This window comes from Curtobacterium sp. BRD11, from assembly GCF_031844345.1.
Lineage (GTDB): Bacteria > Actinomycetota > Actinomycetes > Actinomycetales > Microbacteriaceae > Curtobacterium.
Genome location: NZ_JAUZUZ010000008.1, coordinates 39,533 through 65,199, shown reverse-complemented (window position 1 = coordinate 65,199; position 25,667 = coordinate 39,533). Strand labels below are relative to the sequence as shown.

At 73.0% G+C, this 25,667-nt stretch carries 24 protein-coding genes; 14 read left to right on the top strand and 10 right to left on the bottom strand.

Annotation, left to right across the window (positions count from 1 at the left end; genetic code table 11):
* The first annotated feature begins 1 nt into the window (after position 1).
* Positions 2 to 3,871, top strand: coding sequence for an ATP-dependent RNA helicase HrpA (hrpA, locus tag Q9R28_RS15485; protein WP_251160405.1), 3,870 nt, complete (start codon positions 2 to 4; stop codon positions 3,869 to 3,871).
* Positions 3,872 to 3,877: 6 nt separating this feature from the next.
* Here the strand turns inward: hrpA and Q9R28_RS15480 are convergent, their stop codons facing one another.
* Positions 3,878 to 4,471: a YbaK/EbsC family protein gene (locus tag Q9R28_RS15480; RefSeq protein WP_311206534.1), complete on the bottom strand. Its 594-nt coding sequence runs from the start codon at positions 4,469 to 4,471 to the stop codon at positions 3,878 to 3,880.
* 43 nt (positions 4,472 to 4,514) lie between these two features.
* Positions 4,515 to 5,186 (bottom strand): DUF2461 domain-containing protein, encoded by a 672-nt coding sequence (locus Q9R28_RS15475; RefSeq protein WP_066655937.1) that lies wholly within the window; start codon positions 5,184 to 5,186, stop codon positions 4,515 to 4,517.
* Between the two features lie 61 nt (positions 5,187 to 5,247).
* Here Q9R28_RS15475 and Q9R28_RS15470 point away from each other — a divergent pair, with 61 nt between their 5' ends.
* A complete protein-coding gene (locus tag Q9R28_RS15470) occupies positions 5,248 to 5,898 on the top strand; it encodes a CatA-like O-acetyltransferase (protein ID WP_209685540.1) in 651 nt (216 codons plus the stop codon).
* Between the two features lie 76 nt (positions 5,899 to 5,974).
* Positions 5,975 to 6,448 carry a nucleoside deaminase gene (locus tag Q9R28_RS15465; RefSeq protein WP_311206533.1) on the top strand — a complete coding sequence of 158 codons (474 nt, stop codon included), beginning with the start codon at positions 5,975 to 5,977 and terminating at the stop codon, positions 6,446 to 6,448.
* 155 nt (positions 6,449 to 6,603) lie between these two features.
* Here the strand turns inward: Q9R28_RS15465 and Q9R28_RS15460 are convergent, their stop codons facing one another.
* Positions 6,604 to 7,329, bottom strand: coding sequence for a response regulator (locus Q9R28_RS15460; protein ID WP_311206532.1), 726 nt, complete (start codon positions 7,327 to 7,329; stop codon positions 6,604 to 6,606).
* Positions 7,326 to 8,603: an ATP-binding protein gene (locus Q9R28_RS15455; protein WP_311206531.1), complete on the bottom strand. Its 1,278-nt coding sequence runs from the start codon at positions 8,601 to 8,603 to the stop codon at positions 7,326 to 7,328. The genes Q9R28_RS15460 and Q9R28_RS15455 overlap by 4 nt, the downstream gene beginning before the upstream one ends.
* A gap of 249 nt (positions 8,604 to 8,852) precedes the next feature.
* On the opposite strand from Q9R28_RS15455, the gene Q9R28_RS15450 reads away from it, so the two are divergent.
* The 5 genes from Q9R28_RS15450 (at position 8,853) to Q9R28_RS15430 (ending at position 13,631) form a co-directional block, all read left to right on the top strand.
* Positions 8,853 to 9,809, top strand: coding sequence for a tripartite tricarboxylate transporter substrate binding protein (locus Q9R28_RS15450; protein ID WP_066658604.1), 957 nt, complete (start codon positions 8,853 to 8,855; stop codon positions 9,807 to 9,809).
* Complete coding sequence (locus tag Q9R28_RS15445) at positions 9,806 to 10,447, top strand: tripartite tricarboxylate transporter TctB family protein (RefSeq protein ID WP_311206530.1); 642 nt, start codon at positions 9,806 to 9,808, stop codon at positions 10,445 to 10,447. The genes Q9R28_RS15450 and Q9R28_RS15445 overlap by 4 nt, the downstream gene beginning before the upstream one ends.
* Before the next feature lies 1 nt (position 10,448).
* Complete coding sequence (locus Q9R28_RS15440) at positions 10,449 to 11,969, top strand: tripartite tricarboxylate transporter permease (RefSeq protein ID WP_209685533.1); 1,521 nt, start codon at positions 10,449 to 10,451, stop codon at positions 11,967 to 11,969.
* 180 nt (positions 11,970 to 12,149) lie between these two features.
* Positions 12,150 to 13,157 (top strand): LacI family DNA-binding transcriptional regulator, encoded by a 1,008-nt coding sequence (locus tag Q9R28_RS15435; RefSeq protein WP_311206529.1) that lies wholly within the window; start codon positions 12,150 to 12,152, stop codon positions 13,155 to 13,157.
* A gap of 84 nt (positions 13,158 to 13,241) precedes the next feature.
* A complete protein-coding gene (locus tag Q9R28_RS15430; RefSeq protein WP_235426366.1) occupies positions 13,242 to 13,631 on the top strand; it encodes a VOC family protein in 390 nt (129 codons plus the stop codon).
* 130 nt (positions 13,632 to 13,761) lie between these two features.
* Here Q9R28_RS15430 and Q9R28_RS15425 read toward each other — a convergent pair whose 3' ends face one another.
* Positions 13,762 to 14,505 (bottom strand): triacylglycerol lipase, encoded by a 744-nt coding sequence (locus Q9R28_RS15425; RefSeq protein ID WP_235426367.1) that lies wholly within the window; start codon positions 14,503 to 14,505, stop codon positions 13,762 to 13,764.
* On the bottom strand, positions 14,502 to 15,320 hold the full coding sequence (locus tag Q9R28_RS15420) for an alpha/beta hydrolase (protein ID WP_311206528.1): 819 nt from the start codon (positions 15,318 to 15,320) through the stop codon (positions 14,502 to 14,504). The genes Q9R28_RS15425 and Q9R28_RS15420 overlap by 4 nt, the downstream gene beginning before the upstream one ends.
* 93 nt (positions 15,321 to 15,413) lie before the next feature.
* Between Q9R28_RS15420 and Q9R28_RS15415 the strand changes: the two genes are divergently transcribed.
* Positions 15,414 to 15,962, top strand: a complete 549-nt coding sequence (locus Q9R28_RS15415; RefSeq protein ID WP_311206527.1) for a dihydrofolate reductase family protein — start codon at positions 15,414 to 15,416, stop codon at positions 15,960 to 15,962.
* Positions 15,963 to 16,063: 101 nt separating this feature from the next.
* Complete coding sequence (locus tag Q9R28_RS15410) at positions 16,064 to 17,395, top strand: NAD(P)/FAD-dependent oxidoreductase (protein WP_235426368.1); 1,332 nt, start codon at positions 16,064 to 16,066, stop codon at positions 17,393 to 17,395.
* A gap of 168 nt (positions 17,396 to 17,563) precedes the next feature.
* Here Q9R28_RS15410 and Q9R28_RS15405 read toward each other — a convergent pair whose 3' ends face one another.
* Complete coding sequence (locus tag Q9R28_RS15405) at positions 17,564 to 18,469, bottom strand: NAD-dependent epimerase/dehydratase family protein (protein WP_209685526.1); 906 nt, start codon at positions 18,467 to 18,469, stop codon at positions 17,564 to 17,566.
* 95 nt (positions 18,470 to 18,564) lie between these two features.
* On the opposite strand from Q9R28_RS15405, the gene Q9R28_RS15400 reads away from it, so the two are divergent.
* The 3 genes from Q9R28_RS15400 (at position 18,565) to Q9R28_RS15390 (ending at position 21,724) form a co-directional block, all read left to right on the top strand.
* A complete protein-coding gene (locus Q9R28_RS15400) occupies positions 18,565 to 19,137 on the top strand; it encodes a TetR/AcrR family transcriptional regulator (protein ID WP_311206526.1) in 573 nt (190 codons plus the stop codon).
* Between the two features lie 67 nt (positions 19,138 to 19,204).
* Complete coding sequence (locus Q9R28_RS15395; RefSeq protein WP_311206525.1) at positions 19,205 to 20,416, top strand: acyltransferase; 1,212 nt, start codon at positions 19,205 to 19,207, stop codon at positions 20,414 to 20,416.
* Positions 20,417 to 20,542: 126 nt separating this feature from the next.
* Positions 20,543 to 21,724 (top strand): NAD(P)/FAD-dependent oxidoreductase, encoded by a 1,182-nt coding sequence (locus Q9R28_RS15390; protein ID WP_311206524.1) that lies wholly within the window; start codon positions 20,543 to 20,545, stop codon positions 21,722 to 21,724.
* Positions 21,725 to 21,876: 152 nt separating this feature from the next.
* On the opposite strand, the gene Q9R28_RS15385 is transcribed toward Q9R28_RS15390, so the two are convergent.
* The gene (locus Q9R28_RS15385; protein WP_311206523.1) at positions 21,877 to 22,743 is read right to left on the bottom strand and encodes a UbiA family prenyltransferase; all 867 of its coding nucleotides are present in this window, start codon (positions 22,741 to 22,743) and stop codon (positions 21,877 to 21,879) included.
* A gap of 94 nt (positions 22,744 to 22,837) precedes the next feature.
* Positions 22,838 to 24,058: a formaldehyde dehydrogenase, glutathione-independent gene (gene fdhA, locus Q9R28_RS15380; RefSeq protein WP_251154445.1), complete on the bottom strand. Its 1,221-nt coding sequence runs from the start codon at positions 24,056 to 24,058 to the stop codon at positions 22,838 to 22,840.
* A gap of 189 nt (positions 24,059 to 24,247) precedes the next feature.
* Between fdhA and Q9R28_RS15375 the strand changes: the two genes are divergently transcribed.
* Positions 24,248 to 25,096 (top strand): aminoglycoside phosphotransferase family protein, encoded by an 849-nt coding sequence (locus Q9R28_RS15375; RefSeq protein ID WP_066655978.1) that lies wholly within the window; start codon positions 24,248 to 24,250, stop codon positions 25,094 to 25,096.
* A gap of 12 nt (positions 25,097 to 25,108) precedes the next feature.
* Here the strand turns inward: Q9R28_RS15375 and Q9R28_RS15370 are convergent, their stop codons facing one another.
* Positions 25,109 to 25,594: a GNAT family N-acetyltransferase gene (locus Q9R28_RS15370; protein WP_311206522.1), complete on the bottom strand. Its 486-nt coding sequence runs from the start codon at positions 25,592 to 25,594 to the stop codon at positions 25,109 to 25,111.
* Positions 25,595 to 25,667: the final 73 nt, after the last annotated feature.

The following is a 25,667-nucleotide window of genomic DNA, read 5'->3' as shown; positions in this document are numbered from 1 at the left end:
CATGTCTGCCACGCCCGTCATCACGTACCCGCCCGAACTGCCGGTGTCGCAGCGGCGGGACGACATCGCCGCCGCGATCCGTGACCACCAGGTCGTCATCGTCGCCGGCGCCACGGGCTCGGGCAAGACGACGCAGCTGCCGAAGATCTGCCTGGAGCTCGGCCGCGAGTCGATCGGGCACACCCAGCCCCGCCGGATCGCCGCCCGCACCATCGCCGAGCGCGTGTCCGAGGAGCTCGGCAGCGAGCTGGGCGACCTGGTCGGCTACCAGGTGCGGTTCACCGACAAGGTGAGCGGGAACACCCGGATCAAGCTCATGACCGACGGGATCCTCCTCAACGAGATCCACTTCGACCGTGACCTGGAGCGCTACGACACGATCATCATCGACGAGGCCCACGAGCGCTCGCTGACGATCGACTTCCTGCTCGGGTACCTGAAGCGGCTGCTCCCCCGGCGCCCCGACCTCAAGGTCATCATCACGAGTGCGACGATCGACCCAGAATCGTTCTCGCAGCACTTCGGCGGCGCTCCGATCATCGAGGTGTCCGGCCGGACGTACCCGGTCGAGGTCCGCTACCGGCCGCTCGTCGCCGACGACGCGGCGGACGGTGACACCGGTGCGGACGAGGGCGACGACACCGACCCGCGGACCGACGACAGCGGTGGCCGCGGTGGGAGCGCGGACGACCGCGACGTGCTCCAGGGCATCACCGACGCGCTCGACGAACTCGCGCGCGAGGACCCGGGCGACGTCCTCGTGTTCCTGTCGGGCGAGAACGAGATCCGCGACGCGCAGGAGGCGATCGAGGGCAAGCGGTACCCGGGCACCGAGGTCCTGCCGCTCTACGGCCGACTCTCCGCCGCCGACCAGCACCGCGTGTTCGAGCGCCGGACCACCCCGGGTGTCCGTCGCCGCATCGTCCTCGCCACGAACGTGGCGGAGACCTCCCTGACGGTGCCGGGCATCAAGTACGTGATCGACACCGGCACCGCCCGCATCTCCCGGTACTCCCCGCGGGCGAAGGTGCAGCGGCTGCCGATCGAGGCGATCAGCCAGGCGAGCGCGAACCAGCGTTCCGGACGCGCGGGTCGCACCAGCGCGGGCATCGCGGTCCGGCTCTACTCCGAGGACGACTTCACGCGCCGTCCGGAGTTCACCGACCCCGAGATCCTCCGCACGAACCTCGCGGCGGTCATCCTGCAGATGATCTCCCTCGGCTTCGGCGACATCGAACGCTTCCCGTTCCTGCAGCCGCCGGACTCCCGGGGCGTCAAGGACGGCCTCGACCTGCTGCGGGAGCTCCGCGCGGTCGACCGCGACGGCCGGATCACCAGGTCGGGCCGACAGCTCACCCGGTTGCCGATCGACCCGCGGCTCGGCCGGATGGTGCTCGAGGCCGGTCGCCAGGGCGTCGGGCGCGAGGTCATCGCGATCGTCAGCGCCCTGAGCATCCAGGACCCACGTGAACGACCGCTCGAGAAGCGTGCCCACGCCGACCAGCTGCACGCCCGGTTCGCCGATCCGACGAGCGACTTCCTCACCCTGCTCAACCTCTGGAACCACATCGAGGACAAGCAGGAGGAGCTGTCGTCGAGCGCGTTCCGCCGCCTGTGCAAGGCCGAGTTCCTGAACTACTTGCGCATCCGCGAGTGGCAGGACCTGTACCGGCAGCTGTCCCGCGCCGCGAAGCAGGTCGACGTGCGGGTGGGACAGTCGCGCTCCGAGGACGGCGACGCGGTGCACCGTTCGCTGCTCGCCGGGCTCCTCAGCCAGATCGGGCTGCGGGACAAGGAGAAGCGCGACTACCTCGGCGCGCGCAACGTCCGGTTCGTGGTGTTCCCGGGCAGCGTCCTGGCGAAGAAGCAGCCCGACGCCGTGATGGCCGCCGAGCTCGTCGAGACGAGTCGGCTGTTCGCCCGGACCGTCGGCCGGATCGACCCCGCGTGGGTCGAGCCGCTCGCCGGTGACCTGCTCAAGCGCACCTACGGCGAGCCGCACTGGGAGAAGAAGCAGGGCGCGGTCGTGGCGTACGAGCGCGTGACGCTGTTCGGTGTCCCGATCGTGCAGCGTCGCCGCGTGCAGTACGGGCGCGTCGACCCCGAGCACTCGCGCGAGCTGTTCATCCGCCACGCTCTCGTCGAGGGCGAGTGGGACGCGCAGCAGGCCTTCGACCGGGCGAACCGGAAGCTCCGCCGCGAGCTCGAGCAGCTCGAGGAGCGCACCCGCCGTCGCGACATCCTGTTCGACGACGAGCGTGTGTACGACTTCTACGACGCACGGATCCCTGCGGACGTCGCCACCACGCGCGACTTCGAGGGGTGGTGGCGGACGACCCGTCGCGAGCAGCCGGACCTGCTCACGATGCGGCGGCAGGACCTGCTCGACGAGGACGCCGCCGAGGCCGCCCAGGACGAGCAGGAGTACCCGACGCAGTGGCGTTCCGGTGACCAGCGCCTGGCGATCAAGTACCGCTTCGAGCCGGGCGCGCAGGACGACGGCGTCAGCGTGCAGGTGCCGCTCGCGCTGCTCCCCCGCATGCGCGAGGAGGGCTTCGACTGGCAGGTCCGTGGCCTGCGGAAGGAACTCGTCACCGCACTCATCAAGTCGCTGCCGAAGCAGATCCGGAAGAACGTCGTCCCCGCTGCCGACTGGGCCGAGAAGATCGTCGCCGAACTGCCCGACGACGCTCCGACCGAGCCGACGGAGTCCTTCCGCGCGACCCTCGCTGCGGCGATCCAGCGGATGACGTACGTGCCGGTGACCGAGGCCGACTTCGACCTGTCCCGGGTGCCGGCGCACCTGCTGCCCACCTGGGCGGTCGTCGACGAGCGCGGCCGTCGGGTCGAGTCCGGGAAGGACCTCGCGGCCCTCCAGACGAAGCTGAAGGATCGGACGCAGCAGAGCGTCGCCTCCGCGACGGCGAGGGCAGCGGCCCGGCCGGGAGGCGCGGCGCGCGTCGCCGGGGCCTCCTCCGGCACGCAGGTGGAACGCTCCGGCCTCACCGCCTGGCCGTCCGACGACCTGCCGCAGGTCCTCGACACGAAGCAGGCCGGTGGCGTGATCCGTGCCTACCCGTCGCTGGTCGAGGAGGGCGACGGTCCGAAGGCGACGGTCGGTGTCCGCCTCCTGGCGACCCCCGGTGACCGCGCTGTGAACATGCCCGCCGGCGTCCGTCGGCTCGTCATGCACGCCGTGCCCTCGCCGGTGTCGTACGTGCAGTCGCACCTCACGGCGCAGGAGAAGCTCGCGCTGGCCGCGAGCCCGTACGCGTCGACCGCAGCGCTGTTCGACGACGTGCTGGCCGCCGTCGTGGACGCGGGCATCCGACGCACCCACCCCGACGGTCTGGTCTTCACGAAGGCCGACTTCGAGGCGGTCCGCGATGCCGTGTCCTCCACCGTCGTCGACACGATGTTCACCGCCGTGTCCGAGGTCGCCGCCGTGCTCACCGCGCAGCGGGCGGCCGACAAGGCGATGAAGCAGGCGAACTCGATGGCGCTCCTGCCGGCGCTGACCGACATGCGCCAGCAGGTGGAGCGCCTGGTCTTCCCGGGCTTCGTCGCCGTCGCCGGGCTCGACCGGCTCCGGCGGATCCGGGTGTACCTGCGGGGTGTCGAGGCCCGCGTGCAGAAGCTCCTGCAGAACCCCGGACGTGACGCCACGTGGATGCGTGAGGTCACGGTCGCCACCGACCGCTACACCGACGCCGGTGGCGTGTTCCCGCCGTCGGTCGGGGCCCACGCCGAGCTCGTGCACGCACGGTGGATGCTCGAGGAGTTCCGCCTGAGCCTGTTCGCCCAGGAGCTCGGCACCGCCGAGACGGTCTCGCTGCAGCGGATCACGAAGACCCTGGCCGCCGCCCGCTGACGGGGCTCAGCCGACGTCGGTGGCGTCGGAGGCGTCCGGGGTGTCGGGGGCATCGGTGGCCTGGTCCTCGACGGCCAGCCCCTCGACCACGGTGACGTTCGGCAGCGTCGCCAGGGTCCGCCCGGGCAGGAACACCTTCGCCCCGCGGAGCCCGGCGCCCACGACGACCTCCGGAGCACCGAGCACGCGGGCGTCGACGTACACCGGCCAGTCCGCTGGCAGCCCGATCGGGGTGATCCCGCCGTACTCCATGCCGGTCAGCTCGACCGCCTGGTCCATCGGCGCGAAGCTCGCCTTGCGGACGTCCAGCAGCTTCTTCACGACCCGGTTCACGTCGAGCTTCGTCGACGCGAGCACCACGCACGCCGCGTGGCGGACCTCGTCGCCGCGCTTCCCCACGACGACGATGCAGTTCGCGCCGCCCTCCAGCGGGTAGCCGTACGCCTCGGAGAACGCTGCGGTGTCGGCGAGGGCCGGGTCGATCGGCGCCGCCTGGATCGTCGACAGCAGGTCGCTCGGCAGTGCGACGAGCGCCTGGGCGACGGGGATCGCGAGGAACCCGGTGGCGACGAGGGCAGGGGAACGATCGAGCGTCGGCATGCCCCGAGCCTAGGGAGCAGCCGACGGACGGGCGATCAGGCGGTCAGGCGCGCTCGTCGATCGACCGGGCTCCCGGCACGGGCGGCGCCGGGTCGTCCGAAGCCTCCGGGTCGTCCGCCCGTGCCCACTTCACCGTCCACCGGACCAGCGGCTGCACGCGGTCCCACGCCGCGGTGATGTCGTCGAGGGAGCTCTCCAGCGGCAGGTGCACGAGCGCCGCGTAGTGCTGCATCCGGAGCAGGTCGATCCGCGGGTGGTCCACGTCGTACCCGCGCGGGGCGGTCTTCAGCGGCGGTCCGGCCAGCTCGTACCCGGCATCGGTCAGTTCGTCGAGCTCACGCTGCAGCGCGGCCGCGGCCTGCGGGTGCTCGTCGATGGTGGTGCGCGCTGCCCGCAGCTGTGCGCGGGACGGTTCGTAGAGTCCACCGCCGACCTGCAACCCGTCCGCTCCGGCACTGAGGTACGTGCCGCCCGCGGTGAGACCGGTGTCCTCGCGGTAGGGCCGCTCGTCCGGCGTGAAGCGCAGGTCGCGGTGCTGCCGGAGCACCCGTCCGGCACCGTAGCGGCGCTCGGCCTCGTGCAGGAGCGCCTCCATCGGCTCCTGCACGTGCCGTTCCCAGTCGTCGCGGTGCTCCTCGAACCACGACTTCTCGTTGTGCGCGGCGAGCCCGCGGAAGAACGTCGCGAGCGCTGGTGAGAACGGCGTCGAGGGCATGCACCACTGAACCGCCGTCCGGTGCACGCGCGTCGGGAGTCCGGGGGACGAGACTGGCCGGGTGGACCGACTCCGACCGATCGACCTCGACCAGTGGCCCCGCGCCGAGCACTTCGCGCACTACCGGCGGGAGCCCTGTGCGTGGGAGATGACCGTGGAGGTCGACGTCACCGCCTTCGTCGACGCCGCCCGGGCCGCCGGCGCGAAGACGTACCCGTCGCAGATCTGGGTGCTCGCGACGGTCGTGAACCGGCACGACGAGTTCCGGATGCAGCTCACCGAGGAGGGCCGGCCCGCGGTGTGGGACGTGGTGCACCCGACCTTCACCGTCTTCCACCCCGACACGGAGACCTTCTCGGTGCTCGTCACCGAGTACGACCCCGACGCACGGGCGTTCCACGACGCCGTGGTCGCCACGACCGAGCGGTACCGCGACGACCACCGCATGTTCCCGCAGGGCACCGGTCGCACCGACCTCTTCGACGTCTCGACGCTCCCCCGCACGTCGTTCACCGGCTTCGCGCTGCACCTGACGGGCGCCGAGGACCACCTGGCGCCCGTGATCACGCTCGGACGCTACCGGCAGGTGGACGGACGCACCCGCATGCCGATGGCGCTCCGGATCAACCACGCGGCGGTGGACGGCTTCCACGCCTCGCGCTTCGTCACCGAGGTCGAGGAGCTCTTCGCCGACCCGTCCTGGCTCGGCTGACCAGCACCGCGATCCGATCGTCCCCGTCCCCCGGACGCACACCCGACGAGCACCGACCGGGAGCACCGTGGCCGGCATGCACGACGACGAACTCACCGCCCTCGCGGTCGCCCGCGCCCTCGACAACGTCCACGACGGTGGCAAGCCCTTCGCCTGCCTGATCGTCCGCGACGGCGAGGTCGTGGTCGAGGCCGTCAACCACGTCGCCCAGACCGGCGACACGACCGCGCACGCCGAGATCCGCGCGATCCGCGCCGCCGCCGAGCAGGGCATCACCGACCTCACCGGCCACGAGGTGTTCGTCACCGCGTACCCGTGCCCGATGTGCCTCGGCGCGCTGTACTACGCCCAGCCGGACCGCGTGGTCTTCGCCGCGACGCGGGAGCAGGAGGGCGAGCACTACGAGGACGGCAACCGCCTGATGACGCTCGCCACCTTCTACGACGAGTACGCGAAGCCCGTCGCGGAGCGCGCCCTGCCGAGCGAGCAGGGCCGGGTCGACGACCCGACGGCCCCGTTCCGCGAGTGGACCGCCCGCCACCCGTCCTGACCGGACGCCCGCCCGTCCACGCGCGCGACGCGACCGTACGACGGGTCGTCGCCACGCGACGCGCGTGACCCGGTGACGGACGGGAGGCCCGTGGCGACGCCGCCACGGGCCTCCCGTCCGGTACGGATCGCGACCCGGCTGCCGTGGCCGGGCCTTCAGGGGGCCGGCGTCAGCCGGTAGAGCACCTGCGGGCGGCCTCGACGGCCGTACCGGTGCGCCAGGTCGATGGCGCCCGTCGCGACGAGGTGGTCGAGGTACCGGCGGGCGGTGGCCCGCGAGGTGCCCGTCGCTGCCGCGACCTCGTCGACCGAGCGGGCGACCACGGGGTCGAGCGCCGTCACGACCCGACCGAGCGTGGTGGCGCTGACGCCCTTCGGGAGGGCGTCCTCGGGCGCTCGCGTCGCCGTGCGGTCGGGTCCGACCACGCGCACCGATCCGGTGACGAGCAGCCGGTCGACGTCGCCCTGCCCCATCGGGACGTCGCGCTGCGCGTCCTCGCGGGACCGACGTTCGGCCGCGTAGGCGCGGAGCCGGTCCTGCAGGGCCTCGCGGTCGAACGGCTTCAGCAGGTACCCGACCGGGTGCGCGGCGAGCGCCTGCCGGACGGTGACCTGGTCGCGGGACGAGCTGACGACCAGCACGTCGGTGTCGTCGACGCCGGCGACGTGCATGCGGTGCAGGACCTCGATGCCGCTGATGTCGGGCAGGCGCATGTCGAGCAGCACGAGGTCGACCCCGCGCTCCACGGATGCCAGCGCGGCGCCGCCGGACGCGACCGCCCCGACGACGGCGAACCCCTCGGTCGCGGCCACCCACCGGGTGTGGAGTGCGCGAGCGCCGGCGTCGTCGTCGACCACGAGCACGCGGAGCGCCGCCGTCACGATCCCGCCGCCATCTCGACGTCGAGCCGGGCACCGCCGAGCGCTGCCGACCGTCCGACGACCACGGATCCGCCGCGGTCGGTGGCGGTGCGTCGGACGAGTGCCAGGCCGATGCCGCGCCCGAGGCCGCTCTCGTCGGTCTTCGACGACCACCCGCGGGTCAGCACGCGGTGCGCGTCGGCCGGGTCGATGCCCGGTCCGTCGTCCTCGACCGTCACCGTCACACGCCCGTCATGCGAGCCGATGGTGCAGCTGACGGTGGCCGCCCCGGCCTCGGCGGCGTTCCGGCACAGGTTGGCGACGACCAGCAGCACCGCGTCGTCGAGCACGACGTCGTCGGCGATCCGGAGGTCGAGCGTGGTCCCGGCCACGGCGAGTTCCGAGCGCACCGCCGCGACCGACGCCGTCGCCACCGCACCGCGGCGCGGCGACCCGGCACCGCCGCCGCTGGTCAACCCGGGTGCCACGGCGTCGATGTAGGCCATCGCGTCCTCGTCGTCCCCCTGTTCGACCAGTCCGCGCACCACGTGCAGACGGGTGCCGAACTCGTGTGCCTGCTCGCGCAGCGCCTCGGTCGTCCACCGGACCTGCCGGCTCTCCGCGTCGACCGCGTCGGCTCGGCGGAGCCGTCGGGCGATCACGAGTGACAGGAGCACGCTCGCGAGCGTCGCCGCGACGAGCGCGCCGGTGCTCCACGGGAGCAGGGTGCCGAGGGCCCGTTCCCGGTCCGCCGCGATGGTGGACTCGAGCACGCCGACCGCCACGACGCCGACGACCTCGCCCTCCGCGCCGACGACGGGCACCTTCGCACGCAGGGTCGTCCCGGTCGGGCCGGTCTCGGTGCCGACGAACTCCGCACCGCGGAGCACGGGCGCGATCGTCGTCTCGACGGGCTCACCGCGTTCCGCCGGGTCCGGGTGGGTGATCCGCACGCCGTCGTCGTCGGTGACCACGACGTACGAGACGCCGGCGGCACCCTCGACGAGCGTCGCGATCGGTTGCAGTGCCGCGGTGGCGGAGGCGAGGTCATCGGCGTCGGCGAGCGCCCCGGGTGCGCCCCGGTCGGCGACCGACGCCACCGCGTCCCGCACCTCGGGCAGGTCGGCCAGGCTCGACGCGACGCCGGACACCTGGTCGACCACGGACGTGCGGATGGCGCGCTCCTGCACCACGGCCGCGACCCCGGTCGTGACACCCGTCGCCGCGAGCACGATGACGCTCGGCAGCGCGAGCACCGCGGTCCGCCGCAACCGCCCGAGACGAGCCCTGGTCACCGTGGCGTCCCCCTTCGGCCGCGACGCCGTGAGCGTCAATGAGCACATCTCCGCCGCCGGGTGCTCGCCCGGTCGGCGGCTGCCATCGTACTTCTCGACCTGCGGCACGACGACGTGCGCAGGAGGGAGTCAGCAATGCCAGAGCAACCAGTGCAGCCGGAGCAACCCGTGCCCGCGGAGCAACCAGTGCCGGAGCAGCCGACGACGGGGACGCCGGGTCCGCCGCGTGCCCGTCGCCCCGTCGCACGCGTGGTCGGGACAGCCGTCGCCGCGGTGTCCATCGCGGTCGCGGCCTTCGGCTCGGTGACGTCGGCAGCGGCCGGAGGTGACCCGACCCGGTCGGTGACCCTCGTGGCGCCGGCGGCGGCCGGCGGCGGTTGGGACGGCGTCGCACGGTCCATGCAGCAGGCGCAGCGCGCGAACGGCATCGTCAACTCGGTCCAGGTGGTCAACATGCCGGGCGCCGGTGGCACCATCGCGCTCGGGAACGTCGCTCGGCTCGCCGGACAGACGGACACGCTGCTCGTCGGTGGGACGGGACTCCTCGCGGCCGAGATCCAGTTCGGTTCCGCGGTCACCCACGACGACATCACGCCGCTCGCGGTCACCGTCGAGGAGTACGACGTCATCGTCGTCCCCGCCGACTCGCCGTACGAGACGCTCGACGACCTCGTCAGCGCCTGGCGCGAGCGCCCCGGCTCGGTGCCGTGGACGGGCGGCGGCTCGTTCGACCAGCTCGTCGTCACCGACCTCGCCGTCTCGGCCGGGATCGACCCGAAGGACACGAACTACATCCCGTCGGACGGCGGTGGCGAGGCCATCCAGGCGCTCCTCAACGGCACGGCGGCGGCGGCCTCGGGCGGGTACCCGGACAACATCGACCAGATCGAGTCCGGTCGTCTGCGCGCACTCGCGCTCGTCGCGGCGGAGCCGGTCGAGGGCATCGACATCCCCACCGCGGTCGAGCAGGGGCACGACGTCACGCTGACGAACTGGCGCGAGATCGCTGCACCGGGCGGACTCGACGACGAGCAGCGGGCGCAGCTGACCGACATCGTGCTGGACACGCTCGACACCCCCGAGTGGGCGGACGCCATGGAGCGGTACCACTGGACCGAGCGGATCATCACGGGTGACGAGCTCGACGCGTTCATCGACGAGGAGCGCGAGCGCATCACCGGGCTGTACGAGGAGCTGGGCCGATGACCCGTCCGAGCAACCCCACGTCGTCCTCCGCGGTCGTCGGACAGCGGCTCACGCTGCGGGCCGACCCCGGCCGCGTCGCCGCGGTGGCGAAGGAGCTGACCACCCCGGCGCTCTTCACCGCCTTCGCGGTCTACCTCGTCGTCGGCATCGTCACGATGGAGGTCCCCGACGGAACCGCGTTCCCCGGGCCCGCGGTGTTCCCCGGCATCGTCGCCGCCGCACTCCTGCTGCTGGCCGCCCTGCTGGTCGTCCGGTCCGTCCGGGCTGCGCGCGGCCGACGGGTCGGGACCGACGGCACACCGTCGGAGGCCCGCACCGACGCCGCCGTCCGCGCCGACACGCACACCGCCGACACTGGAACGACCGGCACCTCGGTCGAGCAGCGCTCGGTCCGCGTCGACTGGCGCTCCCTGGCCTGGGTGGTCCTGTCCTTCGCCGCCTTCGCCCTGCTGCTCGGCGTGCTCGGGTGGATCGTCGGTGCCGGACTGCTCTTCCTCGGTGTCGCGAAGGGGCTCGGCGCCCCGGGGTGGCTGCGTCCGCTCGTCGTCGGGCTGACGGTGAGCGCGATCAGCTACATCGCCTTCGACATGCTGCTCGACCTGTCGCTGCCCTCGGGCATCGTCGGATGGGAGTTCTGACGTGGACGTGCTCGGTCTCCTCGGTGACGGCTTCGCCGGCGCCCTGACCCCCGCCAACCTGCTCTGGGTCGTCGTCGGGTGCCTCCTCGGCACCGCGGTCGGCGTCCTCCCCGGCCTCGGCTCGTCGATGGCGGTGGCGCTGCTGCTGCCCGTGACGTTCTCGCTCGACCCGACCGCGGCGTTCATCATGTTCGCCGGCGTCTACTTCGGCGGGCTCTTCGGTGACTCCACCATGGGCATCCTGATGAACACGCCGGGCCAGGCCTCGGCCATCGCCTCGACGTTCGAGGGCCACAAGATGGCGCTGAACGGACGAGCGGCCCAGGCGCTCGCGACGGCCGCGATCGGCGCGTTCGTCGGCGGCATGATCGCCTCGGTCCTGGTCGTGTTCCTCGCACCGGCACTCGCGTCGTTCTCGTCGAGCTTCGGACCGGCGGAGTTCTTCGCCCTGGCACTCTTCGCGTTCGTCACGACGTCGTCGGTCGTCACCGACGACGCGCTGAAGGGCCTCGGCTCGCTGTGCCTCGGTCTCGGCATCGCGGTGATCGGCGTCGACGGCATCTCGGGTGCACCGCGCTTCACGATGGGCGTGCCCGAGCTCTTCGACGGCATCTCGCTCGTCACGGTGACGGTCGCGGTCCTCGCGCTCGGCGAGGTCATCTACGTCGCGTGCCTGGCCCGACACCTGAAGGACGGCCGGATGGTGCAGGCGACCGGACGCCCGTGGCTCTCGAAGCGGGAACTGCGCGAGGCGGCGCCCGCCTGGCTGCGGGGCACCGCGATCGGGCTGCCCTTCGGCGTCGTGCCCGCCGGCGGGTCGGAGATCCCGACCTTCCTGGCGTTCGGGCTCGAGAAGCGTCTCGACGCCCGCCGGAAGGACCCGCAGTTCGGCACGGGTGCGATCCGCGGCCTGGCGGCACCCGAGGCAGCCGGCAACTCCACGACCGGCATGGCGATGGGTGCGCTGCTGTCCCTCGGCCTGCCGGTGTCGGCGACCGCCGCGATCATGCTCGCCGCGTTCCGCCAGTACGGCCTGCAGCCGGGTCCGCTGCTCTTCGACCGGTCCCCCGACCTGGTCTGGGCGCTGCTGGCGTCGTTCTTCATCGCGATGGTGGTGCTGCTCGTCATCAACCTCCCGTTCGCGATGCTGTGGGCGAAGCTGCTCCGGATCCCGCGCGCGTACCTCTACGCGGGCATCGCCGTCTTCTGCGGGCTCGGCATCTACGCGACGAGCGGTTCGGTCTTCGACCTGCTCATGCTGCTCGGCATCGGCCTCGTCGGGTTCCTCATGCGGGCCCTCGACATCCCGCTCGCACCGCTCATCATCGGGATGGTGCTCGGTCCGCTCGCCGAGACGAGCCTGCGGGACGCGGCGCTGAGCGCCGACGGGGACTTCTCGGTGCTGGTGGCCGGCCCCATCCCGATCGTGCTCTACGCGGTGCTGGCGGTCGTGGTCGCGGTCACGGTGACCGGCCGCGTCCGCGCACGCCGAGCGGCGCGGCGCGAGCTGGTCGACGCGTAGCCACGACCGAGCGGCGCCGGCCCGCGGCGCGCGGTCCGGGTCGGACCCGCCCCGTGTCGGACGGGAGGCACGGGGCGGTCCTGCACCGCACCTCCCGTCCGTCACCGCGACGGACGGGAGGCACGTGGCGGCACCGCACCGCGCCTCCCGTCCGCCGGGCGGCGCGCTACGCTCGTCCCGATGCGCGCGACCGTGCGGGACGTGGCGGCCCTCGCCGGGGTCTCCCCGAAGACCGTCTCCAACGTGGTGAACGGCGGCGTGCCCGTGCGGCCGGCGACACGGGAGCGGGTCGAGCGCGCGGTCGCCGAGCTCGGCTACGTGCCGAACCTGTCCGCGCGCGGCCTGCGCAACGGACGCTCCGGCGCGATCGCCCTGACGCTGCCCGAGCTCGGCAGCGCCTACTCGGCCGAACTCGCCCAGTGGTTCGTCGAACTCGCCCGCGAGCGCGGCTGGACGGTGCAGCTCGACCAGACCGGACACGACCCCGGACGTGAACGGGACCTCGTCTCCCGGGCCCGGGCCCACCTGGTGGACGGCCTCGTGCTCAACCCGGTGTCGCTCAGCGCGAGCGTCCTGGCCGAGACCGAGGGGCTCCCGCCGACCGTCGTCATCGGCGAGGTCGAACCGGAGCACGTCGACCAGGTGCACGTGGACAGCCGCCGCGCCGCACGCGAGGTCACGACCCACCTGCTCGACCGCGGGCACCGTCGGATCGCGGTCGTCGGGGCCGCCCGCTCGACGGACGCCACCGCCACGAGCGAGCTGCGCGACCAGGGCCACGCGGATGCGCTCGGCGCGGTCGGCCTCGACGTCGACCCCGCCCTGCGCGTGCCGCTGCCGACGTGGTCGACGAGTGCGGCGGCGACGGGGTTCGCGACCTGGCTGGACGCGCACCCGCTGCCGGACGCGGTGTTCGCGTACACGGACTCGATCGCCTTCGGCGTGCTGCACGTCCTGGCGGCACGGGGTGTCCACGTGCCGGAGCAGGTCAGCGTCGTGGGGTTCGACGACGTCGACGCCGCAGCCTTCGCGATCCCGGCGCTGACGACGGTGTCGTTCGACCGGCGGGCCTTCGCCACGGCGGCACTCGACCTGCTCACCCGACGCATCGCCGACCCGACGGCCGCTCCGGAGACCGTCGTCGTGCCGCACCGGATCGTCGAGCGCGCGAGCGTCGCCGCCCGCTGACCAGCCGGCAGCCGTCGCGCGGCCGTCGCGCGGCCGTCGCGGTGCTGGACCGTCCTGTCGACAGGCCCGGGTACCGTGCGCCGCATGAGTGCCGACGACCCCGCGATGCCCGTGCTGACCGCGACCGTCCTGCAGTCCCCCGACCCGGTGCGCCTCGCGCGGTTCTGGGGTGCGCTGACCGGGTGGACCGTGCACGAGGACGGTCCGACCTGGCTGCGGGTGCGCCCGGCCGACGGCGGGGTCGGGCTCTCGGTGCAGTACGACGACGCCTACGAGGCACCGACCTGGCCCCCGGTCACGGGGACGCAGGGCATGCAGCTGCACCTCGACCTGCAGGTGGAGGACCTCCACGCCGCGACCGCCCGCGCGCTCGAGCTCGGTGCGACCGAGGCGGACTTCCAGCCCCAGGACGACGTGCGGGTGCTCCTCGACCCCGACGGGCACCCCTTCTGCCTGTTCCTGCCCGGCGCCTGACCGCGGCGGCAGCGGCGCGGCACAGCACGGCCCCGAGACTCGGCCAGGCGGACGAGACTCGCGGGCCCCGGGGACGAACGTGTCCGTCAGCGCGAGTCTCGCGCACGGCCGCCGCACGGCCGCGCTCGGCTCAGCCCGCTGAGCCCGGGCCCGCGGCCGCGTCGAGCACGACCTCGCGGGTCTGCTGCGCGCCGAGGATCCGGAAGTGCCCGCCGACGGGCACGCGCACGTTCGTGGCCCCGGCGAGCTCGCTGCCTCCCGGGATGAGCGTGTCGAAGACCCCGTAGACGGACGTGATCCGGGCGTTCACGGCGAGGTCGCGTCCGAGCGCTGCGAGCACCGGGTCCGCCGCACGGAAGGCCCGCAGGTGCGGCACGGGCGCCAGCCGGGCGTACACGGACCCGCCGAACGGCGTCGACACCGCCACCATCCGGTCGATGCGCTCCCCCTCGGGCAGGGTCATCGCGTACTTGCCGATCAGACCGCCCTTGCTGTGCGCGACGACCAGCACCCCACGGAGGTCGTGCTCGTCGAGGTACGCCAGGACCTCGCGCGCCGACTCCGGCACGGGACGCAGATTGTGCCGCAGGACGGGCAGCACGTGCACCGGGTGCCCGGCGTCGTGCAGGGCGTCCATCAGCGGGCGCATGAAGTGCCAGGTCTCGTAGACGCCGGGCACGACGACGACCGGCTGGCCGTCACCGGTCCGGTAGTCATCGGCGGTCGTCGGTCCGGTGCTCCGCAGCTGCCACCGCGCGGCGTACCACCAGTCGAGGGCGGCCCACCAGGCGCGACGCAGCAGCGGCACACGGCCGGGAGGCACGGCCGCCGTCCCCGACGCCGCTCCCGTCCCCGGGGTGGTCCGGTCCGTCACCGTGCCGGCCCCGTCGTGGTGTCACCGGTCGACGGGCCACCGGCCGCGAGGTCCTCGACGGTCTGCACCCGCCGGAGCTCGTCGACCAGCCGCGCGAACGCGACGGGCTGCCGGTCCTGCACGTGGTGACCGCCGGGGAGCTCGACCAGGACACCCCGACGCGCTGCGACCGCGAGCGCAGCAGCCCAGTCCCGTCGCCCGATCGGGTCGCGGTCACCGCGCACGACGAGCACCGGCTGCGGGAGCTCCGGGACGGTGTCCTCGAGCCGGTAACGGAGCATCGGTCGGAGCTGCCGGACGTACTGTCGCAGGCTCCGCAGGTAGTCGGTGAGCACGACGAGGTTCATCCGCGGGTCCTCGACGAGGCAGTCGCGTCCGAGGTCCGTCGCCTGCTGCAGCAGCGTCCGCCGCGCCGGGTCCACGACGGGCCCGACCAGGACGACCGCGGTCACCGTCTCGGCGTGCCGACGGGCTGCCTCGACGACGACCTGGGTGCCCATCGACTGGCCGACGAGCACGAGGTCCCCGACGCCGCGCGACCGGACGGCTCCGACCACCAGGTCGCCGAGCTCCTGCAGGTCGAGCGGGCGGCCTGCCGGGGGGAGCCCGCCGAAACCCGGCAGGTCGACCGCGACCGTGCGGTGGGTGCGGGCGAGGTGGCGCTGCGTCCGGTCGAAGGAGCGGTGCGACATGCCGATGCCGTGCACGAGGACGACCGTCGGCGCGAGCGTGTCGTGCAGCCGCCCGGCCGGCGCGAGGGTCCGGAGCCGCACGGACAGCCCACCGACCTCGAAGGACTCCACCCGTGCGCGCACGGTGCGAACCTACCCGGCGCTCCCCGGCGCGGGATCAGCCTGATCAGCACGCACCTCTCGACGCGGGGTCGCGGCGGCCCTATGCTCCGCAGCATGCGCAAGGTGACCTCGGGGCTGTTCGCATCGATCGACGGTGTGGTGCAGGACCCGTACGAGTTCCAGTACGACTCGTTCGACGCCGAGCTCGGGACCGCCATGACGGCGTGGATGGAGCGGACCGAGACTGTGCTGCTCGGCAAGCAGAGCTACCTGGAGTGGTCCGAGTGGTGGCCCCGGCACGAGGACGACCCGTTCGGCCGGTGGATCAACCCGATCGAGAAGCACGTCGCGTCGACCACCCTCGGTGACGACCTGACGTGGCAGAACGCGCACCGGATCCAGGGCGACGTCGACGACTTCGTCCGCGACCTCAAGGCCGGCGAGGGCGGCGACGTCGCGGTCACCGGCAGCGTCACGCTGGTGCGCCACCTGCTGTTCGCCGGACTCCTCGACGAGCTGCAGCTCATGGTGCACCCGGCGATCGCCGGAGCCGGGCGGCGGCTCTTCGAACCGACGGACCCGCCCACCCGCCTGCGCCTGGTGCAGAGCGTGGTGACCAGCAAGGGGAACGTGCTGAGCACCTACGCGCCGTTCGACGCCTGACGGCGGCGGGGCGTGCCTCCAGGCCGGACCGCGGGACCGCTCCATCGGCAGCCGGACGGGCAGGTGGACGGACGGGTGCCGAGACCGGCGTACCCTTCTGGGTGGCCGTCGACCGCACCACCCTGGAGAACACCATGTCCGAGGACACCCGCCCGCACGTCGTCATCGTCGGGGGTGGCTTCGCGGGGATCGCGGCCATGCGTGAACTCGCCGACGCGGACGTCCGGGTGACGCTCGTCGACCGCCACGTCTACAACATGTTCCAGCCGCTCATGTACCAGGTCGCCACCGGCGGCCTGAACGCGGGCGACGTGACGTACTTCCTGCGGAGCCTGCGGGCGAAGCAGTCGAACGCCGACTTCCGGCACGGACTGCTCACCGGCATCGACACCGAGCACCGCATCGCGGAGATGTCGGACGGCGAGCACCTGCACTACGACTGGCTGATCCTGGCGAACGGCGTCAACACGAGCTACTTCGGCACCCCCGGTGCGTACGAGTACGCCTACTCGATGTACTCCCGCTCGCAGGCACTCCGCATCCGCGACGAGCTGTTCACCCGCCTCGAGCAAGCCGCGGCCCAGCAGGGTCCCGACGAGATCCGCGTGGTGATCGTCGGCGGCGGCGCGACCGGCGTGGAGATGGCCGGCGCCCTGGCGGAACTCCGCGACCAGGCGCTCGTCGGTGCCTACCCGGAGATCGAGCGCGGCAACATCTCCATCACGCTGGTGCACCGCAGCGGCGAGCTGCTCAAGCCGTTCGCCCCGCGCCTCCGTCGGTACGCGGCCAAGGTCCTCCGGAAGCGAGGGGTCGTGCTCCGCCTGGACACGGGCGTCGCCGAGGTCAAGGAGGACGGGGTCGTCACCGCCTCGGGCGAGTTCATCCCCGCGTCGCAGGTCATCTGGGCCACCGGGGTCGCGGCGCACAAGGAGGTCTCCGGCTGGGGCCTGCCCCAGACCCACGGCGGTCGCATCCAGGTGAACGACGACCTGAGCGTGAAGGGCGTGGAGCGGATCTTCTCGGCCGGCGACATCGCGGCGCAGGACGACGCGCTCGCGCAGCTCGCCCAGCCCGCACTGCAGGGCGGCAAGCACGTCGCGCGCCAGGTGGTGCGGCTGCTCGACGGGAAGCCGACCGAGCACTTCAAGTACTTCGACAAGGGCACGATGGCGACCATCGGGACGAACGCCGCGGTGGCGCAGCTGCGCGGCGGCATCACGATGGTCGGCCCCGTGGCGTGGCTGGCGTGGGTCGCGGTGCACATCGCCTCGCTGCTCGGCAACGGCAACCGGCTGTCGACGCTCTCGCACTTCTTCGTCCGCTACCTGTGGTTCATGCGGAAGCGCTCGATCCCGATCGTCGGGGACGTCCGGCCGGTGCGCCCGAACGGCGACCGCGAGCCCGAGCCCTGGCAGATGCAGAAGGCCGAGTAGGCCGGCCGGGCCGGCCCGGCCGGGCCGGGCCGGCCGCCGGCCCGGCGCCGGCCCGAGCCGAGACTCGACCATGCGGACAGATTCGCGGCGGTTGCGTCGCGAAACTGTCCGCTGTGCCGAGTCTCGCAACCGTGGTGACGAGCGTGACGAGCGCGGCGGGCGCGGCCGTCAGCGCGCGGCGGCGTGTGCGTACGCCCCCGCGGCGATGTCCTCGAGCAGGGACGGCCCGACGGGCTCCCACCCGAGCAACTCCTGCGTCGCGGTCGACGACGCCGACATCTCCGCGCCGAAGAACCCGCCGATGAACCCGAAGTGCGCCGACGCGTCCGACGGGTCGATGCTCGTGACCGGCAGCCCGAGCGCATCGCCGATCGCCGCGGCGATGTCCCGCGTGGGGATCCCCTCCTCGGCGACGGCGTGCAACCGTGCGCCCGCGGGGGCCTGCTCGAGACCGAGCCGCACCATCCGGGCGGCGTCGCTCACGTGCACGGCCGCCCAGCAGTTGCTGCCGTCGCCAACGTGGCCGGACACGCCCCGCTCCAGCGCCACGGAGGTCAGGTACGCGACGAAGCCGTGATCGCCGACGCCGTGCGTGGTCGGGCTGAACCGCGCAGCGATCGTGCGGACCCCCTGGTCCACGAAGTCGAGTGCCCGGTTCTCGCTGCCACCGCGGGGGCTGTCCACACCGGTGAAGGGAGACGGGTCCCGCTCCTCGGCGGGACGACCCGGAGCCAGGGCGGCGACCCCGGATGCCACCACGAACGGGCGGTCCGTGCCGACGAGGGCGTTCGCGAGGGTCTCGACGGCGGCGCGCTCGGTGGCGTTCGTCGCAGCCTGGTCGGACCAGTCGTGCTTGTTCGCGAGGTGCAGGACCCCCTCGGCACCGGCCGCACCCCGGGCGAGCGCCCCGAGGTCGTCGAGGTCGCCGCGCAGGACCGTGACGCCCTTCGTCTCGAGCGCCGCCGCCGCCGCGTCGGAGCGCGCGAGGCCGGTGACGTCGTGCCCGGCGGCGAGCAGGTCGTCGACGGTGTGGGAGCCGATCCATCCGGAGGCCCCGGTGACGAACACGTGCATGAGTGGTCCCTTCGTGGGGTGCCCACGACCTGATGTCATGGACTGACATCACCGTAGCACTCGATGTCAGCGACTGTCATCAGTAGGATCGTCCCATGGCACGATGGCGATCGGGCACCCGGGAACGACTGCAGGCGACCGCACTGCAGCGCTTCGCCGAGCACGGCTACGACGAGACGACCGTCGCCGAGATCGCCGCGGCAGCCGAGGTCACCGAGCGCACCTTCTACCGGCACTTCGCCGACAAGCGCGAGGTGCTGTTCGCCGGGCAGGACGACTTCACCGGCATGTTCACCGACCCGATCGCCCAGGCGCCCGTCGGGACGCCCGCCCTGGCCCTGGTCGGTCGCACGCTCGACTCCGCGGCCGCGTTCTTCCCCGACGACCGTCGCGCGTGGTCCAGGGCCCGACAGCAGGTCATCGACGCCGTCCCCGCACTGGGCGAGAGGGAGCTCGGCAAGCTCGCGACCCTGAAGGTCCACCTGGGCGGCGCACTGCGCGCACACGGGATCGACGAGCCGGCGGCCACGATCGCCGCAGAGACGGCGGTCACGGTGTTCCACCTGTCCTTCACGCAGTGGATCGCGGACGGCGAGGACCGCGACTTCGCCGCGATCGTGCACGAGCGGCTGGACGCACTGACCCGGATCCTGCACCCCGGATCTTGAGCGTCCTCTTACCCGGACAGGGCAAGCTCGTCGTCATCCGTTCGAACGATCCTCACAGGGAGGAACCGTGGCGACGAACACCCTCGCCCCCGAGCACGCCAACGCGGTCGACCGCAGCACACCGGTCGGCCGTGGGATCCGTGCTGCCCGGCCGACGCCGCCACCGCCGCTGACCCGCCGCGCTCCGGCCCTCGACGGGCTCCGGACGATCGCCATCGCCATGGTGATCCTGTACCACCTGCACGTGCCGCAGTTCGAGGGCGGCTTCATCGGCGTCACCGTGTTCTTCGCCCTGTCCGGGTTCCTCATCACGACGCTGCTGCTCGGCGAGCACCGGAAGACCGGACGCATCCGTCTCGGGACCTTCTGGCTGAAGCGTCTGCTCCGGCTCTACCCGGCCCTCGTCGCTCTCGTCGTGGTCGGGCTGCTCCTGTGGAACTGGGTCGGTGACTACAAGGGCGCCTCGTTCAGCCCCGGCGAGGCCGCGTTCATCGCACTGACCTACACCGGCAACCTCTTCCGCTCCTTCTGGGACACCACGCAGGGCGTCTTCGCGCACACGTGGTCGCTGTCGATGGAGGAGCAGTTCTACCTGGTGTGGCCGCCCGTCCTGGTGCTCCTCTTCCTGGTCCGCTCCCGTCGACGCTGGCTCGTCCTCGGGCTCGGCGCGGTGATCGTGACGTGCTCGGTCGTCGCCGGCCTGGTGTACGCGAAGCCGAACAGCGGCGCGACGCCCGACGTCTACTTCTCCCCCGTGCTCGGGGTCGTCCCGCTGGCGACCGGCTGCCTGCTCGCGCTGCTGCTCGACGACGAGCGCGTCCGCACGTGGGCCGCCGGGATCGCCGGGCACGTCGCGACCTGGGCCGGGATCGTCCTGCTCGCCGGGACCATGCTGTGGATCGGCGACGACTGGGCGCAGCACGCCTGGACCTTCAGCGTCGTGCTGCCGCTCACGGGCGTCGTCTCCGCGGTGCTCATCGGCGGGCTCGTGTCGGTGCGGTCGCCGCTGTCGGCCGCACTCGCCTGGTCGCCGGTCTCGTGGTTCGGTCGGCGCGTGTCGTACGCCGCGTACCTCTGGCACCCGCTCGTCATCGCGCTCCTCGCCCCCTTCGCCGTCGGGCCGTGGGGCAAGGTGCTCATGATCGCGGTCGCCGTCGTCGTGGCGGTCGGCGCCGCGTACGCCGTCGAGGTCCCCGTCGAGAAGGCACAGAAGCGCTTCCGCGAGGCCCGTCGACTCGCCGCCGAGGACCGCGCCGAACGCGCACGCGTCACCACCTGACGACGTCGGCGAGCGTCCGCCGACGTGACGCACCCTCGGACGGGAGGCCCGTGGCGCGCCCGCCACGCGCCTCCCGTCCGACGACGCCTGGGTGGGTCGCCGCGACGGGTCCGTAGGCTCGCCTCCGTGACCACGGAACGCGTCGACGTGCTCGTCGTCGGGGGCGGGCCCGTCGGCCTGTTCGCCGCTGCGCTCCTCGAGCGGGCGGGCGTCACGGTCGCCGTCTGGGAGCGGCGCGACACCGAGCCGACGGGCTCGCGCGCGATCGGGATCCACCCGCCGTCGCTCGACGCCTTCGCCGCGATCGGCCTGGACACCGCGGTGCTCGCCGAGGCGGTGCTCGTCCGCACGGGCGTGGCCCGGAGTCGCGGACGGGAACTCGGGACGCTGTCGTTCGACCGTGCCTCCGCGACGCACCCGTACGTCGCGACGCTCGACCAGCACCGCACCGAGGCGCTGCTGCGCGACCGGCTCGCGTCCGGGACGCTGCGGACGGGCACGACGGTGACCGCCCTGTCCCGCCGCGTCGGGGACGTCGAGGCGCACGGTGTCGGACCCGACGGTGCCCCGGTCGTCGTCGAGGCGGCCTTCGTCGTCGGCGCGGACGGCGCCCGCAGCGCGGTGCGGGACCTGGTCGGCATCGCGACCTCGGGCCGCGACTACCGCGACCGGTACGTGATGGGCGACTTCGCCGACCCCGAACCCGAGCAGGCCCGGTCGTCGGCACTGGTCGACGTCGGACCGGAGGGGGTCGTCGAGTCGTTCCCGCTGCCGGGTGGCAGGCGGCGGTACGTCGCCCTCGTGCCGGACGACCGCACCGCACCGGCCGGTGGCGAACCGGACCCGGACGCCGCCGCCCGCCTCGCCGCGATCGTCGCGGGACGCACCGGCGCCCGGCCCGACCCGGCGACGTGCACGATGACGAGCGGCTTCCGGGTGCGGCGGCGGGAGGCGTCGCACGTCGGTGTCGGACGGGTGGTGCTCGTCGGGGACGCCGCGCACGAGATCAGTCCGATCGGCGGCCAGGGCATGAACCTCGGCTGGCTCGACGCCGCCGCGCTCGCGCCACTGCTCGCCGAGGCCGTCCGTTCAGGCACGGACGGACCGTGGCAGGAGTCCGCGAACGGGTACGCCGTCGGGCGGCAGGCCGCGGCGCGGCGGGCTGCTCGGCAGGCGGAACTGAACATGGCGCTCGGGCGTCCCACGGGCGTGCTCGGGTCGGTGGGGCGGGAGGCGCTGCTCCGCACCGTGCTCGCGCTGCCGAGCGCCGACGGGCTCGCCGGGGTCTACGCGATGCGGTGGGCCTGAGTCAGCCGGTGCCGATGCCGTTTCCGGTGCCAGTGCCGGTGCCGGTGCCGGTGCCGGTGCCAGTGCCAGTGCCAGTGCGAGTGCCTGTGCCTGTGCCTGTGCCTGTGCCTGTGCTTGCGCCTGTGCCGGTCCCGGTGCCGCTTCCGGTGCCGTCAGGCGATCAGTCGGGCGCCGGCGACGCCGAGCTCGACGACGAGGACGAGCGAGGACGTGATGACGAGGCGGAACAGTGCCCGCGTCGGACGACCGGCGAACACGAGGCGGATCCCGACCACCGCGAGCACGACGACCACGAGGGCTCCGACGACCGCCAGGACCGTCCCGGCCGTGCCGACGCCTCCGCCGGCGGCCTGGCCGCCGAGCACCAGCGCCGCCGCGACGACGAGCGACCCGAACGCCAGCGTCCCCGCGCCCCGGAGCCCCAGCCGGTGGGGGAACCCACGGACGCCGGTCGCCTCGTCGTCGAGCAGGTCCGGCAGCACGTTGGTGCAGTGGATCGCGACACCGAAGACCGCTCCGGTGGCGATCGCCCACCACGCCGGCCACGAACCGTCACCCCCGGCAGCGACGGACACGACCGGCAGCAGCCCGAACGCCACCACGAACGGCACGACGGACCAGACCGTCCGCTTCAGTCCGGCGTCGTAGGCCCAGCCGGCCGCGACGAGGACGACGTGGGCCACCGCGGCGACCGGGCCCAGGGCGAGCGACAGGAGCACGGCGACACCCGCGGTCGTCACGGCCGCGGTCCGGACGGTCCCGACGGGGATCAGTCCGCGGGCGACGGGCTTGTCACTGCGGCCGACGGCCCGGTCGCGGTCGGCGTCGATCCAGTCGTTGGCGAGGCCGATCGACAGCTGCCCGGCCACGACGGCGAGCGCCACGAGCACGACGAGCCACCACGGGTGCCCGACGGCCGCGGCGATCACCGCGGCGAGGACCGTCACCGTGACCGTCGGTCCGGGGTGTGACGACGCGAACAGCAGGCGGACGGTCGAGGGCCGGCGGGTGTCGCTCACACCGGCGAGCGTACGGACCGGTGGCTGCGCGAGTGCGACGACGGCCACGGCCCGCGCCGCACCGGGTGTCGATGCGACGCGGACCGTGCGGCGGTCAGGCCGCCGGGATCAGGCCGTTCGGGTTCAGCACGTACTTCGTCGCGGCACCCTTGTCGAACTCCTCGTACCCGCGAGGGGCCTCGTCGAGTCCGATCGGCTTCGCGTTGACGTTCTTCGCGATGCTCGTGCGGTCGTGCAGGATCGCCATCATCAGCTGCCGGTTGTACTTCATCACCGGGCACTGCCCCGTGGTGAAGGACAGCGACTTGGCCCACCCGGTGCCGAGGCTGAGCGACAGGGCGCCCTTCTTCGCGGCCTCGTCGACGCCGCCCGGGTCACCCGTGACGTAGAGCCCGGGGATGCCGAGTGCGCCGCCGGCGGCCGTGACGTCCATCAGGGAGTTGAGCACGGTGGCCGGGGCCTCGTGTCCGGCACCGGAGCCGTGCCCCTTCGCCTCGAAGCCCACGGCGTCGATGCCGCAGTCCACGAGGGGTTCACCGAGGATCTGGTCGATCTGGTCGGCCGGGTCGCCCTTCGTCAGGTCGACCGTCTCGCACCCGAAGCTGCGCGCCTGCGCCAGCCGGTCGGCGTTCATGTCCCCGACGATCACCACGCTCGCTCCGAGCAGGAACGCGCCCGTCGCGGCGGCGAGACCCACGGGCCCGGCGCCGGCGACGTAGACCGTCGAGCCGACCTCGACCCCGGCGGTCACCGCACCGTGGAAGCCGGTCGGGAAGATGTCGGAGAGCATCGCGAGGTCGAGGACCTTCTCGAGGGCCTGGTCGCGGTCCGGGAACTTCAGCAGGTTCCAGTCGGCGTAGGGCACGAGCACGTACTCGGCCTGGCCGCCGACCCAGCCGCCCATGTCGACGTAGCCGTAGGCGCTGCCCGGGCGGTCCGGGTTCACGTTGAGGCAGATGCCGGTCTTCCGCTCCTTGCAGTTCCGGCACCGCCCGCAGGCGATGTTGAACGGCACGGAGACGATGTCCCCCACCTTGATGAACTCGACGTCCGGACCGACCTCGACGACCTCGCCGGTGATCTCGTGCCCGAGCACGAGGTCCGTCGGAGCGGTCGTGCGGCCGCGGACCATGTGCTGGTCGCTGCCGCAGATGTTCGTCGCCACGGTGCGCAGGATCGCGCCGTGGTTCACCTTGCGTCCGACGTTCGCCGGGTTCACCCCGGGTCCGTCCTTGAGCTCGAACGTCGGGTAGTCGGTGTCGATGACCTCGACCTTCCCGGGTCCCTTGTACGCGACTGCGTGGTTGCTCGCCATGTGATCCTCCTCGATCGGTCGGCGGCGGCACGTGCGGGGAGCGCGCAGCACTGCGGTGCGCTCCTCGTCCCGTCGAGGGGCCGTCTCCGTCGACGGGTGATCCGGACTGTACCGCCCGTGTCCGAGGGCGACAAGGACGGTGCGCGACTACCGGATGACCACTCGTCGCGCACGTGCCAGGATGGCGCCGTGGGGTGGGACGACAGCGGGCTGAGCCCGGCGCAGGCGGCGTTCGTCGCGCAGGTGCTCCCCGGGGCGTCGATGGTGGCGGACGAGTCGTGGGGCCTCCTCGACACCCGGGTGCTCCACGTCCGGAACGGTGCCGGGGAGCACACCGTGAAGGCGTCCGGACCGGAGAACACGCACTTCCCACGGGAGCTGACGGCGCACCGGCAGTGGACCGGGGCGCTCCTCCGTGGTGACGACACGGGCCATCTGGTCGCCGCGGACACCGAGAGCCGTGTGCTCGTGCTGGAGCGGGTCCCCGGGCACCTCGCGCTCGGGACCCCCGACGAGACCGCTGCGACCGTGCACCGGCAGGCGGGCACGATCCTCCGACGGCTCCACGACCAGGCGGCCCGCACCGATGCGGAGTACCTGACGGCCGAGACCGCGAAGGCACTCCGCTCCCTCGACGCCCCGCACCGCATCGATCCGCAGCTCGAGGACCGCGCGCGGACGCTGCTCCGGTCGTCGACCCCGCACGCCGCGACCCTGGTGCCGACGCACGGCGACTGGCACCCCCGGAACTGGATCGTGCAGGACGGCCGACTGCGTGCGATCGACTTCGGTCGCTTCGGGTTCCGCCCGGCCGCAGCGGACCTCACCCGCCTGGCGGTCCTGCACTGGGAGGACTCCCCCGAGCTCGAGCACGCGTTCTTCGCGGGCTACGGGTCCGATCCTCGTGACACCGACGACTGGCGCTCGCTCCAGCTGCGTGAGGCGGTCGGGACGGCCGTGTGGGCCTTCGCGGTGCACGACGAGCGCTTCGAACGACAGGGGCACCGGATGCTCGAGAACGCCCTCGCCGCCTTCTGACCCGCCGGAGGTTCAGGCGGACGTTCCGGCGAGGGACCTCCGGTACCAGCGGTCGGAGTACGGCTCGTCGTTGAACGGCTCGACCCGCCGGTAGCCGAGCCGCTCGTACAACGCGCAGGCCTCGGCGAGCTCCCCGCGGGTGTCGAGCTGGACCGTGTCGACGCCCCGCTCCGCGCACACCCGCTCGACGGCGCGGACCATGCGTCTCCCGATGCCCCGTCCGCGGGCCTCGCCCAGGGTGAACACCTTGGTCAGTTCGGCGACGTCCCCGCGGAAGCGCGCGCCGGCACACGCGACCGGTACCCCGTCGTCGAGGGCGACGAGGAGCACACCGGTCGTGCCCGTGAGGTCGTCGGAGGGCTCGTCGCGGAGTGCCTGGTCGACCTCGTCCTCCGTCGCAGGGCGGCCGTACCACCGCGAGGCGACCTCGGACGTGTACCGGCGGAGGATGCGCGCGGCGGCGGGCGCACCGGGGAGCACGGTCTCGATCGTCAGCACCGGGCGAGCGTACTGCCGCGGGTGAGCGCGCCGAGTCCTCCCGGGCGTACCCGGCCGTTCCGGGCGTACCTGG